Source organism: Nocardia sp. NPDC052566 (genome assembly GCF_044547285.1).
GTDB lineage: Bacteria > Actinomycetota > Actinomycetes > Mycobacteriales > Mycobacteriaceae > Nocardia.
Genome location: NZ_JBIUAF010000003.1, coordinates 1176959 through 1189576 on the forward strand (window position 1 = coordinate 1176959; position 12618 = coordinate 1189576).

14 protein-coding genes are annotated in these 12618 nt (G+C 67.2%); 9 read left to right on the top strand and 5 right to left on the bottom strand.

Annotated features, from left to right (window positions below; genetic code table 11):
• Position 1: 1 nt before the first annotated feature.
• Together ACIG5A_RS19150 and ACIG5A_RS19155 are read right to left on the bottom strand one after the other, a co-directional pair.
• Positions 2 to 325: an acyl-CoA carboxylase subunit epsilon gene (locus ACIG5A_RS19150; protein WP_397241560.1), complete on the bottom strand. Its 324-nt coding sequence runs from the start codon at positions 323 to 325 to the stop codon at positions 2 to 4.
• A gap of 154 nt (positions 326 to 479) precedes the next feature.
• A complete protein-coding gene (locus ACIG5A_RS19155) occupies positions 480 to 2120 on the bottom strand; it encodes an acyl-CoA carboxylase subunit beta (protein ID WP_397241562.1) in 1641 nt (546 codons plus the stop codon).
• A 239-nt stretch (positions 2121 to 2359) separates the two neighbouring features.
• Here ACIG5A_RS19155 and ACIG5A_RS19160 point away from each other — a divergent pair, with 239 nt between their 5' ends.
• Positions 2360 to 2527, top strand: coding sequence for a hypothetical protein (locus ACIG5A_RS19160; protein ID WP_397241564.1), 168 nt, complete (start codon positions 2360 to 2362; stop codon positions 2525 to 2527).
• Between the two features lie 16 nt (positions 2528 to 2543).
• The gene (locus tag ACIG5A_RS19165) at positions 2544 to 3344 is read left to right on the top strand and encodes a biotin--[acetyl-CoA-carboxylase] ligase (RefSeq protein WP_397241566.1); all 801 of its coding nucleotides are present in this window, start codon (positions 2544 to 2546) and stop codon (positions 3342 to 3344) included.
• 103 nt (positions 3345 to 3447) lie between these two features.
• Here ACIG5A_RS19165 and ACIG5A_RS19170 read toward each other — a convergent pair whose 3' ends face one another.
• Positions 3448 to 4401: an acyl-ACP desaturase gene (locus tag ACIG5A_RS19170; RefSeq protein ID WP_397241568.1), complete on the bottom strand. Its 954-nt coding sequence runs from the start codon at positions 4399 to 4401 to the stop codon at positions 3448 to 3450.
• A 156-nt stretch (positions 4402 to 4557) separates the two neighbouring features.
• Between ACIG5A_RS19170 and ACIG5A_RS19175 the strand changes: the two genes are divergently transcribed.
• From ACIG5A_RS19175 to ACIG5A_RS19185, 3 genes are read left to right on the top strand one after another with little or no spacing between them, the layout of a single operon-like run.
• Positions 4558 to 5085 (top strand): PH domain-containing protein, encoded by a 528-nt coding sequence (locus ACIG5A_RS19175; RefSeq protein WP_397241570.1) that lies wholly within the window; start codon positions 4558 to 4560, stop codon positions 5083 to 5085.
• Positions 5086 to 5125: 40 nt separating this feature from the next.
• Positions 5126 to 5803: a response regulator transcription factor gene (locus tag ACIG5A_RS19180; protein WP_195130004.1), complete on the top strand. Its 678-nt coding sequence runs from the start codon at positions 5126 to 5128 to the stop codon at positions 5801 to 5803.
• Positions 5804 to 5818: 15 nt separating this feature from the next.
• Entirely contained in the window at positions 5819 to 7129 is a 1311-nt protein-coding gene (locus ACIG5A_RS19185) for a sensor histidine kinase (protein WP_397241573.1), read from the top strand.
• An 11-nt stretch (positions 7130 to 7140) separates the two neighbouring features.
• Here the strand turns inward: ACIG5A_RS19185 and purE are convergent, their stop codons facing one another.
• Positions 7141 to 7644, bottom strand: coding sequence for a 5-(carboxyamino)imidazole ribonucleotide mutase (purE, locus tag ACIG5A_RS19190; protein ID WP_397241575.1), 504 nt, complete (start codon positions 7642 to 7644; stop codon positions 7141 to 7143).
• Positions 7637 to 8857, bottom strand: coding sequence for a 5-(carboxyamino)imidazole ribonucleotide synthase (locus ACIG5A_RS19195; protein ID WP_397241577.1), 1221 nt, complete (start codon positions 8855 to 8857; stop codon positions 7637 to 7639). Before ACIG5A_RS19195 ends, purE begins: the two co-directional genes overlap by 8 nt.
• A gap of 39 nt (positions 8858 to 8896) precedes the next feature.
• On the opposite strand from ACIG5A_RS19195, the gene ACIG5A_RS19200 reads away from it, so the two are divergent.
• The 4 genes from ACIG5A_RS19200 (at position 8897) to ACIG5A_RS19215 (ending at position 12609) form a co-directional block, all read left to right on the top strand.
• Positions 8897 to 9439 carry a GtrA family protein gene (locus ACIG5A_RS19200; RefSeq protein WP_397241579.1) on the top strand — a complete coding sequence of 181 codons (543 nt, stop codon included), beginning with the start codon at positions 8897 to 8899 and terminating at the stop codon, positions 9437 to 9439.
• Between the two features lie 54 nt (positions 9440 to 9493).
• The gene (locus ACIG5A_RS19205) at positions 9494 to 10180 is read left to right on the top strand and encodes a TetR family transcriptional regulator (protein WP_397241581.1); all 687 of its coding nucleotides are present in this window, start codon (positions 9494 to 9496) and stop codon (positions 10178 to 10180) included.
• A 163-nt stretch (positions 10181 to 10343) separates the two neighbouring features.
• Positions 10344 to 11501, top strand: a complete 1158-nt coding sequence (locus tag ACIG5A_RS19210; protein WP_397241583.1) for an acyl-CoA dehydrogenase — start codon at positions 10344 to 10346, stop codon at positions 11499 to 11501.
• Positions 11502 to 11892: 391 nt separating this feature from the next.
• Positions 11893 to 12609 carry a DUF6875 domain-containing protein gene (locus tag ACIG5A_RS19215; protein WP_397241585.1) on the top strand — a complete coding sequence of 239 codons (717 nt, stop codon included), beginning with the start codon at positions 11893 to 11895 and terminating at the stop codon, positions 12607 to 12609.
• Positions 12610 to 12618: the final 9 nt, after the last annotated feature.

The window sequence follows — 12618 nt, forward strand, 5'->3', positions numbered from 1 at the left end:
TTCAGTCGCGCAGGTGCGACAGTGCCGGGAACGCGTAGGGCGAAAACGGTGACGATCCCCGGTGCATCAGGGTGGGGCGGCCCCACTGATCCTGGGGGCCGGTCGGCCCGGTGGCGGCGGCGCTGTTCGCGGCGGCGGTGAGCACGCACACCAGCGCCGCGACCTCGGCGTCGCTCGGCGAGCCCTTCTCGATCCGGATGAACGGCTGTTCGGTCGCGGCGGGGACGGCGTCCACCTCGGCGGCCACGGTCGACTCGACCTCGTCCATGATCGGGTCGACTGTGAGATCCAGTTCGGCGGCGGTCAACACATCTTCTTCTGCCACGGCTGTCACAGTGCCAGATCCTCTCTCTGCCTCGATCGGGCGTGTTCCCTAACTCGATGTCCTGGAGGTGACGCAATCAACCCCGGCGGGACGGCGCAAGCTCGACTCATGCTCTCTGTAACCAGTGTGCGCGGCCTACCGAGGGTAGCGCGCATCACAGCGGAATGTTGCCGTGTTTCTTCGGCGGCAGACTCACCATCTTGCGCTCGAGCAGCCGCAGCGCCGAGACGATCTGGCCGCGGGTGTGCGACGGCGGGATGACCGCGTCGACATAGCCGCGCTCGGCGGCGACGTACGGATTCACCAGGGTGTCCTCGTACTCGTTCTGCAGCTCGAGCCGCAGCGTATCGACGTCGGAGCCGTCCTTGGCTGCCTCTTGCAGCTGCTTGCGGTAGACGAAGCCGACCGCGCCCGACGCGCCCATCACGGCGATCTGGGCGGACGGCCAGGCCAGGTTCACGTCGGCGCCCATGTGCTTGGAACCCATGACGTCGTAGGCGCCGCCGTAGGCCTTGCGGGTGATGATGGTGATCTTGCCCACAGTGGCCTCGCCGTAGGCGTAGAGCAGCTTCGCGCCGCGCCGGATGATGCCGTTGTACTCCTGGCCGGTGCCTGGCAGGAAGCCGGGCACGTCGACCAGGGTGATGATCGGGATGTTGAAGGCGTCGCAGGTGCGCACGAAGCGCGCGGCCTTCTCCGAGGCGTCGATATCGAGGCAGCCTGCGAACTGGGTCGGCTGGTTGGCCACGATGCCGACGCTGCGGCCGTCGATGCGGCCGAAGCCGACGATGATGTTCATCGCGCGCTCGGCCTGCACCTCGAGGAATTCGTCGTCGTCGAGCAGGCGGCGGATCACCTCGTGCATGTCGTACGGCTGGTTCGGCGAGTCCGGGATGATCGTGTCCAGCTCGAGGTCCTCGTCGGTGAGCGAATCCTCGATGGCGCCGGTGATCGGGTCGGTGGCCGGGTAGCGCGGCGCCTCGGCGCGGTTGTTGCTCGGCAGGTAGCTCAGCAGCTCCTTGACATAGTCGAGCGCGTCCTGCTCGCCGGAGGCGACGTAGTGCGCCACACCGGATTTCGTCATGTGGGTGTGCGCGCCACCGAGGTCCTCCATGGTGACGTCCTCGCCGGTGACCGTCTTGATGACGTCCGGACCGGTGACGAACATCTGGCTGGTGCCGTCGACCATCACCACGAAGTCGGTCAGCGCGGGGGAGTAGACGTGCCCGCCCGCGGCCGCGCCCATGATCAGCGAGATCTGCGGGATCACGCCGGAGGCCTGGATGTTGCGGTGGAAGATCTCGCCGTACAGGCCGAGCGAGACGACGCCCTCCTGGATGCGCGCGCCCGCGCCCTCGTTGATGCCGATCAGCGGGCGGCCCGTCTTGAGCGCCAGATCCATGACCTTGACGATCTTCTCGCCGTACACCTCGCCGAGGCTGCCGCCGAAGACGGTGACGTCCTGGCTGAACAGGCAGACGTCGCGGCCGTCGATGGTGCCGTAACCGGTCACCACGCCGTCGCCGAGCGGCCGGTTGCTCTCCAGGCCGAAGTTGACGCTGCGGTGCCTGGCCAGCGCGTCGAGTTCCACGAACGAGCCCTCGTCCAGCAGGGCAAGGATGCGCTCGCGGGCGGTCATCTTGCCCTTGGCGTGCACCTTGTCGACCGCGGCCTCACCCATCGGGTGCTTGGCCTCTTCCAGCCGATTCCGCAGGTCAGCCAGTTTCCCGGCGGTGGTGTGGATATCGGGGGCGCCCGCCGATTCCTGCGCGGGCTGCTGCTGGACACTCGTCATGGCTTCGGAGTGTAACCAGTGGCAGTGCTTCTCTCTAACCGAGCACCGGCTACCGACGAGTAGAGAACTCGCAGCTAGATCATATTTCGGACCCGCGAATCCCGGTGAACTTCCTGGTCATTCGCCCACGTCGCGCCATGCCGTCCTGGACCGTGCCCGCGGAAAATCGCTGTCGCCGGGCACCGGTGCCGAAATACACTCGCAGCATCGTATTTTCGGGCTCAGGGGAGGAGCGAGCAATGTGGGCATGGAGTCGAATCGTCGCCGAATACGCCACGGCCGCGACGAGCATCCGAGGGCGAAGGGGGCACGCCGCGCCTGCCGTCACAGATCCGGACTATCTCGAATACCTCGACGAGGCCGCCGAGCGTCTGGTCACGGTGGGTGACTACGCCCTGGTCGGGTAGCGAGTAGCCTGCCGATGTGCAGAGGCCACCGTTGGATGCAGAGCAGTTGCGGCGCAGTCTCATCGAGTCGCCGGGACTGAAGTTCTTTTCCAGGATCGATGTGGTCGAGTCGACCGGGTCGACGAATGCCGATCTGATCGCGCGGGCCGGTGACCCCGGCGCGGATCACAGCGTGCTGATCGCGGAGGCGCAGGAGACGGGCCGCGGCAGGCACGCCAGGACCTGGGTGAGCCCGCCGCGGGCGCAGATCGCCATGTCGTTGCTGGTGCGGCTGCGCGGTATCGAGCCGGCGGCGCTCGGCTGGCTGCCGCTGCTGACCGGTGTCGCCGTGGTCGACGCGGTGCGCGCGACCGCCGGCGTGCAGGCGAATCTCAAGTGGCCCAACGATGTGCTGATCGATGGGCGCAAGGTCGCGGGCATTCTGGCCGAGGTCGCGGCGGGCGGCGGTGCGCCCGCCGTTGTGGTCGGCATCGGACTGAACGTGAGCCTCGCCGAAGCGGAACTGCCGGTGCCGCATGCCACGTCGCTGACGCTGGCCGGTGCCGGTGCTGTCGATCGCACGCGGTTGGCGCTCGCACTGCTCACCGAATTCGCCGCGCGCTTCACCGCGTGGCAGGACGCGAACTGGGCCAGCGCCGATCTCGCCGCCGCCTATCGTGCGCGCTGCGTCACCCTCGGCAGCGAGGTGCGCGCCGAACTCCCCGGCGGCGAGGTGCGCACCGGCATCGCCACCGACATCGATGACACCGGCCGCCTGCTGATCGACAGCCTGCCGGTCTCCGCCGCCGACGTCACCCATCTGCGCCCTGCCCAATGACAAGCTCCGCTCGATAAAGAACAGCCGCACACGTTCCGACTTCCCGCAGACCTAATTGCCCATCGGTCTGCGGGAAATCGAAAGGTGTGCGGCTGTAGTGGTTTCAGGCCGGTTGCAGATTGCCCTTCGCGGCTTCCCTGGCGAACATCCGGTCGCGCTGCTCCTCGAACTTGAGCACGTCCTTGCCGAGCTTCTCCAGGAAGGCGGCGAGCTCGTCCCGTGCCTGCTCACCGCGCGCGCCGAAATCGTTGCGCTCGAAGATGTTCCACTGCTTGAGCACCGGCTGCACCACCTCCTCGAGGTGCTGGCGCAGGTCGTAGATGCCGTGCTTGGCCATCAGTACGCCGTTGCGGCGGAAGTTGGGCATGCCCGCGCCGGGCATGACGAAGTGGGTGAGGATCTTGGTGATCGCCATCATCGCCTGGTCCGGCGCCAGATCGATGCCCGCGCCGCACATGGTCCGGTAGAAGATCATGTGCAGGTTCTCGTCGGCGGCGATGCGCTGGAGCATGCGGTCGGCGATCGGGTCGTTGCAGACCTTGCCGGTGTTGCGGTGGCTGACCCTGGTCGCGAGCTCCTGGAAGGTGACGTAGGCGACGTTCTCCAGGAAACCGCCCCAGTCGTCGGGGGAGTGCGCGCCCTGCGTCATGTGGATCATCCGCGCCTCTTCGAGCGCGACCGGATCGACGCCGCGGGTGACCACCAGGTAGTCGCGCAGCACGATGCCGTGCCGGTTCTCCTCGGCGGTCCAGCGGCCCACCCAGGTGCGCCACGCGCCGTCGGTGGAGAAGTTCTCGGCGATCTCGCGGTGGTAGGAGGGCAGGTTGTCCTCGGTGAGCAGGTTGGTGATCATCGCGACCTTGGCGACCTCGGTCAGCGTGGATTGTCCTGGCTCCCAATCGATTCCGCCCATCGCGGCGAAGTTGCGGCCCTGGTCCCACGGCACGTAGTCGTGCGGGTGCCAGTCCTTCGCCATGGAAAGGTGACGGTTGAGATTCTGTTCGGCCACCGGTTCGAGTTCGGTGAGGATTTCCAGCTGGGTCAGGTCCTTGGTCACGCGGCCTCCTGTAGTCGAGCAAAGCTGATCACACGGACAGACGACGAACGGGCAGGATTCTCTTGTGCAGCAGCGGCCCCCGCAAAGCCACGATTGTGCAGGACGGCGCGCTTCGGTGTCAGCGATTCTGGCATCTTCACGCGGTAGGGTGCGCACATGGGTTATCCGGAGGATGTGCTCGCGCCCGACGAGCAACTGATACTCCACCGTCATCCGCATTGGAAGATGCTCTTCTGGCCGATCGTCACGCTCATCGTGGTGACCGCGCTCGCCGGATTCGGCGCTGGAGTCGCCTCGCGCAAGATCGACGACCCCGCCGTGCGCATGGGCGTGCTGATCGCGATACTGGCGGTATGGCTCGTCATCATCGTATGGCGTTGTGCCGCAAGGATTATCAGCTGGAAGTCGACGCACTTCATCATCACCGACCGGCGGGTGCTGATCCGGCAGGGCGTGCTCACCCATACCGGCATCGACATCCCGATGAGCCGGATCTCCAGCGTGCAGTTCCGGCACGGGCTGTTCGACCGGATGCTCGGCACCGGCACCCTGATCATCGAGTCGTCCTCCTCCGAGCCGCTCGAATACGACGACATCCCGTCCGTCCAGCAGGTGCACGCGCTGCTCTACCACCAGGTGTTCGATGTCGAGCGCGGCAGGGACGACAACGGCGGCTACCGGTGACCTGCGCGGCGTTTCCGGCGCGGGTCACTAATCTGGGGACATGACCGCCGTACTCCTGGCCGAAGACGATGAGGCCATCGCCGCGCCGCTGTCGCGTGCGCTCGGCCGTGAGGGCTACTCGGTCACGGTCGAGAGCTTCGGGCCCGCCGTGCTGCGCCGTGCGCTCGAGGGCGGCCACGATCTGCTGATCCTCGACCTCGGGCTGCCAGGCATGGACGGGCTGGAGGTGTGCCGCCAGGTGCGCGCCCGCGGGGCCGACCTGGCCGTGCTGATGCTCACCGCGCGCACCGATGAGGTCGACTTCGTCGTCGGGCTGGACGCGGGCGCCGACGACTACGTCGGCAAGCCGTTCCGGCTCGCCGAACTGCTGGCCCGGGTACGAGCGCTGTTGCGGCGCAGCGGGATCGGTGACGACACCGTCGAGGTCGGCGGCATCAGGCTGGAGCCCGCCGCGCGCCGCGTACTGGTGAACGGAGTCGAGATCGGCCTGGCCAACAAGGAATACGAGCTGCTCAAGGTCCTCATCGATCGGGCGGGCCAGGTGGTGCCGCGCGAGACCATCCTGCGTGAGGTGTGGGGCGACGCCGAACTGCGCGGCTCCAAGACCTTGGACATGCACATGTCCTGGCTGCGCCGCAAGATCGGGGACGAGGGCCCGATGGCCGAGCGCCGCATCGTCACCGTCCGCGGTGTCGGCTTCCGGTTGAACACCGACTGATGAACACCGACTGACGTGCGGCGCAGAATCCTGCGATCCATGCTCACCGTGCTCACCCTGACCACGGTGGTGCTCGGCGTGCCGCTCACCTACACGGCCTTCCTGTGGGTGGAGGACATCACCCGCACCGATCTGCGCGGCAGGCTCGATCAGATCGCCAGGGAGATCATCGACCAGGAGCACGGCGACGGCATGGTGCTCGGCGAGCTGGACACCCGCTCGATCCGGCCGCTCGTGCCCAAGGGCGGCAAGCTGACCATCGTGTATCCGGCGCCGGCCGACAGCGTGGCGCAATTACAGGTCGGGGTCACCGAGGTGAGTGATCCGCTGGTCGAATCGCTGTCTCTCGGCACGTCGGTGTCGCTGCGGCTCGAGGTGCCGTCCTCGCCGATGCACGCCATGCAGCGCCAGGCGGTGGCGGTGGTCGGCCTCGCGGTGCTCGCCTCGCTCGGTGCGGCGGTCTCGGTGGCCATGGTCACCGCGCGCCGGGTCGCCGATCCGCTGCGCGATGTGGCGGCCAGGGCGGCGCGGCTGGCGATGGGTGATTTCCGGCCCGACCCGCGCAGGCACGGCATCTCCGAACTGGATCGCGTCTCCGACGTGCTCGATTCGGCCACCGTCGAGATCGCCGGGCGGCTGCAGCGCGAGCACGCGCTGGTCGCCGATGTCTCCCATCAGCTGCGCAGCAGGCTCACCGCGGTCCGGCTGCGCCTGGACGAGCTGTCCGCGCATTCGGATCCCGAGGTGGTGCACGAGGCCGAGGAGGCCATGGCGCAGGTCGACCGGCTGACCGACGCGATCGACGACCTGGTCCGCGCCTCGCGCGACGAGGACGCCGCCGACCGCGACCCGGTGCCGGTGATGGAGGAGCTGCGCGGCGTCGTCGCGGAATGGAAGCACCCCTTCTCCGAGGCGGGCCGCACGCTGACGCTGATCGGCGACGAATCGCTGCGCGCGCCGATCACCGGATCCCGGCTGCGCGAGGCCGTCGCGGTCCTCGTCGACAACGCGCTCATGCACGGCGGTGGCACCTGCACCGTCTCGGTCCGCACCGTCGTCCCCGGTGGCGGCCGCGAACCGCTGGTGTGCGTCGAGGTCGCCGATGAAGGTGAAGGCGTCCGCGACGAACTGGCCCCCCACATCTTCGACCGCGGCTTCTCCGCGGGCGGCTCCACCGGCGTCGGCCTCGCCCTCGCCCGTGCCCTCGTCGAGGCCGACGGTGGCCGCCTCGAACTCCAGCGCCGCAAACCCGCCTCGTTCGCCGTCTTCCTCGGCTCCTCCGCCCTCGCGCGCCCGCAAAACGCTCAGGTCACCGAGCCTCGGTAACCGGAGCCGGGTCAGCCCAGGAGTTTGGTGCGCAGGGCGTCGTCCTTCTCCAGGACCATCTTTTCCAGGCCCGCCTGGAACTGTTCCATGCGGGTGCGCAAGGCCGGGTCGGCCGACGCGAGGATACGCACGGCGAGCAGGCCCGCGTTGCGGGCGCCGCCGATCGAGACGGTGGCCACCGGGACGCCCGCGGGCATCTGCACGATCGACAGCAGGGAGTCCATGCCGTCGAGGTATTTGAGCGGGACGGGCACGCCGATCACCGGGAGGGCGGTGGCGGAGGCGACCATGCCGGGGAGGTGGGCGGCGCCGCCCGCACCCGCGATGATCACCTTCAGGCCGCGGCCGGCGGCGTCGCGGGCGTAGTCGAGCATGCGCTGCGGGGTGCGGTGCGCGGAGACCACGCCGACCTCGAAGCGAATGCCGAACTCCGCCAACGCTTCCGCGGCGGCTTCCATGGTGGGCCAATCGGAGTCGCTGCCCATGATCAGGCCGACCTGTACAACGTCACTCATGTGGATCCCATCCATCGGTCCATACGGCGTGCGACATCCAATGTGCCGCCCGCTCCGCCATCTCCCGCACCACGACGACGTCCTCGCCGAGGATGTTGATATGCCCGATCTTGCGATCGGGCCGTTCGCCCTTGCCGTACATGTGCACCTTCGCCTCGGGCATCCGCGCGAACAGATGATGCAGCCGCTCATCCATCGACATCGCCGGAGCCTGTTGCGCGCCGAGGATGTTCGCCATCACGGTGACCGGCGCCAGCGGGCTGGTGTCGCCGAGCGGGTAGTCGAGCACCGCGCGCAGGTGCTGTTCGAACTGGCCGGTGCGCGCGCCGTCCATGCCCCAGTGGCCGGAGTTGTGCGGACGCATCGCGAGCTCGTTCACCAGGATCTCGCCGTCGCGCGTCTCGAACAGCTCCACCGCCATCGCGCCGACCACGCCGAGCCCGTTGGCCAGCTCGAGCGCCAAAGCCTCTGCGGCGGTGGCGAGTTGGTCGGACAGCTCGGGTGCGGGCGCGATCACCACGGCGCACTGGCCGTTGCGCTGCACGGTCTCCACCACCGGCCAGGCGGCCGCCTGCCCGAACGGCGAGCGGGCCACCATGGCCGACAGCTCACGCTTCAAGTCGACCTTGGCCTCGGCGAGCAGTTCGACGCCGTGTGCCAGCTGCTCGGTGACGATCGTCTCGGCCTCGGCGGCGGATTCGGGCATCCACACCCCGCGCCCGTCGTACCCGCCGCGCACCGCCTTCAGCACGATCGGCCAGCCCTGCGCGGCACCGAAGCGCAGCGCCTCGGCCACCGTGGCGACCGGCGTGAACGCGGGTACCGGCAGCCCGAGCTCGGTGAGCTTGGTGCGCATGGCCAGCTTGTCCTGCGCGTAGATCAGCGCCGAGGGCGGCGGCTGCACGTTGACGCCCTCGGCGACCAGAGCCTCGAGATGTTCGGTCGGCACGTGCTCGTGATCGAAGGTGAGCGCGTGCGAGCCGACCGCCGCCTTGCGCAGCGCCGCGAGATCGGTGTGACTTCCGAGCACGACGTCGGGGCTGACCTGCGCGGCCGGATCGTCGAGGTGCTCGGCGAGCACCCGGAGCCGCTGGCCGAGCGCGATGGCCGCCTGGTGTGTCATGCGGGCCAGCTGACCGCCACCGATCATGGTCACGGTGGGCAAAGCCGAGGAATCGAACGAACGGGTGCTCACGTCGGGCAATCTTGTCATGTCCGATGGCTTTGACCTCTACCGGTACACTCGGAACTTGTGTCTTTTGTCGACGACGTGGTGAGCGTCCTCCCCAAACCGCTGCGGGAGATCGCGTACCGCCACCGTGAGCTGATCAAGTTCGCGATCGTCGGCGCCACCACCTTCGTGATCGACAGCGGCATCTTCTACGCGCTGAAGTGGACCGTGCTCGAGACCAAGCCGGTCACCGCCAAGATCATTTCCGGCATCGTCGCGGTGATCGCGTCCTACATCCTCAACCGCGAGTGGTCGTTCAAGAACCGCGGCGGCCGCGAGCGCCACCACGAGGCACTGCTGTTCTTCGTGGTCAGCGGTGTCGGCGTGGTGCTGAGCTTCATCCCGCTGTGGATCTCGAGCTACGTCTTCGACCTGCGCCAGCCCGATGTCAGCTTCACCGTCGAGAACATCGCCGACTTCATCAGCGCCTTCATCATTGGCAACCTGCTGCAGATGGCCTTCCGCTTCTGGGCGATGCGCCGCTGGGTGTTCCCCGACGAGATCAACGAGGTCATCGAGGAGTTCGAGGATCTGCTCGAAGAGGAACAACTCGGCCACAGCTAGACCTTCGCGGCCCGGATCGGTCCGGGCGGGCCCGGCCGTGGCTACGGTGTTGCGGTGACATCTGACGACATCGCTCATGCGCGGCCCGGGGCGGATCCGGCGCGGTTCCGGCTGACCGTGGTGGATCAGGCGCTGCGGTTGTTCGCGGAGAAGGGGTACGAGGCGACCACGGTCGACGAGATCGCGGAGGCGGCGGGTATCTCGCGGCGGACGTTCTTCCGCCAGTTCCGGTCGAAGGAAGATGTGATCTTCGCCGATCACGAGGCGCAGCTGACGCAGGCCGCCGCGTATCTGGCGGGGGCGCGGGAGGATCCGTGGGAGGCCGTGTGCGCGGCCGTTGTCCAGGTGTTCGAGCGGTTCACCCAGTGGCGCGAGATCGCCGCGCGGCGGTATCAGGTGGTGCGCAGAGTGCCCGCGCTGCGGGAGCGCGAGATCGTCACCGTCTTCCGCTACGAGCGGTTGTTCACCGACTATCTGCGCGACAAGCTGCCCGATGCGCCGGACCTCGCGCGCGTGCAGTTCACCGCCGCGGTGACCGCCACGCACAACTATCTGCTGCGCCGCATGGTGCGCGGGGAATCCGACGCGGGTGCCGCGGATCTGCGGGTCGAATTGGCCGCGATCCCGCGCGGCGGCGGATCCGGGCATTCGGCCGACGACCTGGTGGTCGCGGTGTTCCCGCGGGATATGCCGCCACGGCAGGTCGCCGATCTGCTCAGCCGCAAGCTCGGTACGCTCTGACCTGGATCGAGTGTGGTAGCTGACACTGAGTGCCACGAAGTATTCGCATGTGGTGTGAATCGTTAGGCGTATACTGAGCGCAGATGTGGCACTGAGTGCCGCACAGCGCTCGAAGCCTGCGGACCGGCAGCGATCAAGACCAAACAAACAGGAGTGTGCCCCCATGGCGGGAAACCCCGATTTCGACCTGTTCAAGCTCGAGGACTTCCACGACGAACTCCGCGCGGCCATCCGCGGCCTGGCGGAGAAGGAGATCGCCCCGCACGCGAAGGACGTCGACGGTAACTCCCGCTTCCCGGACGAGGCGCTGTCCGCGCTGAATGCGGCGGGCTTCAATGCCGTACACGTGCCCGAGGCGTTCGGCGGCCAGGGCGCCGACTCGGTGGCCACCTGCATCGTGATCGAAGAGGTCGCCCGCGTCTGCGGTTCCTCCTCGCTGATCCCCGCGGTCAACAAGCTCGGCACCATGGGCCTGATCCTGAACGGCTCCGAGGAGCTGAAGCAGAAGGTGCTGCCGGACATCGTCAACGGCGAGATGGCCTCCTACGCGCTGTCCGAGCGCGAGGCCGGTTCGGACGCGGCGAGCATGCGCACCCGCGCCAAGCGCGACGGCGACGACTGGGTCATCAACGGCTCCAAGTGCTGGATCACCAACGGCGGCAAGTCCTCCTGGTACACCGTGATGGCGGTGACCGACGCGGACAAGGGCGCCAACGGCATCTCGGCGTTCCTGGTACACAAGGACGACGAGGGCTTCGTGGTCGGCCCGCTGGAGCACAAGCTCGGCATCAAGGGTTCCCCGACGGCCGAGCTGTACTTCGAGAACTGCCGGGTGCCCGGCGACCGCATCGTGGGCGAGCCGGGCACCGGCTTCAAGACCGCGCTGCAGACCCTCGACCACACCCGCCCGACCATCGGCGCGCAGGCCGTCGGCATCGCGCAGGGCGCGCTGGACGCGGCCATCGCCTACACCAAGGACCGCAAGCAGTTCGGCAAGTCGATCGCCGACTTCCAGAACACCCAGTTCATGCTCGCCGATATGGCGATGAAGATCGAGGCGGCCCGCCTGATGGTCTACACCTCGGCGGCCAAGGCCGAGCGCGGTGAGAAGAACCTCGGCTTCATCTCCGCCGCGGCGAAGTGCTTCGCCTCCGATGTGGCCATGGAGGTCACCACCAACGCGGTCCAGCTGTTCGGTGGCGCCGGCTACACGACCGACTTCCCGGTCGAGCGTATGATGCGCGACGCCAAGATCACCCAAATCTATGAGGGTACCAACCAGATTCAGCGTGTCGTGATGTCGCGGGCGTTGCTGCGCTGACTTCGTTGAATTCCAACTGGGTGGTTCGGACTTGGTCCCGGCCACCCAGTTTTTTGGGGCAGCCGAGCTGATCCGAAATGGAATCGAATCCGAGAAGTTGTCTTCCGCTGTTATCGGTGACGTATTCGTTACCTCGCCGACAGTAGTTATTACAGTTGGGATTTCGGGGATTAATAAGCGGCTGACCGGTGTGCGTAGTAGCGTGATCTTTGCAGCTCAGAGTCGGTTCATGACACTTGAAGCGCTATATCGACGGAAGTGGCCGCCACGTTAACACGTTTACCCACTTGATTTCTCGATCGCATGCCCCAGGAATTTGGGTACCGATATACCCGTGCAATTTGTCGGTCAATAGGTGGATACTCGATCACGTAACGTGACGAGGTGACTCATGACCAAGATCGTTATCGGACCGCGGTCGGGGATGAATTGGATCCCGCTGTCCAATACCGAAATAGAGTGTCCATTCACCAGAAGCACCATCGGGGTGGTTCGGGCCTGGGCCGAAGATCATTTGACCGAGACGACACCGGAGCTCGGACGCGATGGGCCCGTGTGCCCGTACGTCGGACCTTCGATCCGGCGGGATCTCATGTGGGTCGGCCGGATAGCGGGCGCGCGGCCGTGGCCGTCGTTCGTCCGGCTGGTACTCGAGGACGCGCTGGAGCTGTTTCCCGAGCTGCCGCCCACCGAGGGGGGCGCGGCCGTGCTGCGCACGCTCATCACCGCCCTGCCTGGCCTGACCGAGTACTCGCTGATCGACGAGTTGCACGACGAGCTCAAGAGCACGTTCGTGCAGCGGGGCGCCATGCTCGGGCAGTTCTATCCCGGCTGCGACCAGCCGGGTCTGTGGAACAAGGACTACCGTCCGCTCGACGCGCCGGTGCCGATGCTGGTGGTGCGCTCCATGATGGCCACCGACTTCCCGTTCCTGCTGGAACGGCCGGAGTGGATGTCGGCCTACGTCAAGAAGTTCGCGCCTGCGCTGCCCGCGCACGTGCGGCACGCGGTGGTCAGCCGACTCACCGCGGCCGCGGATACGGATATACCGGCCTACCAGGCCGAATCGGGGGATGAACGCCTGCCCGCAGGGCAGAGCGCCGATTGACACCGGGGG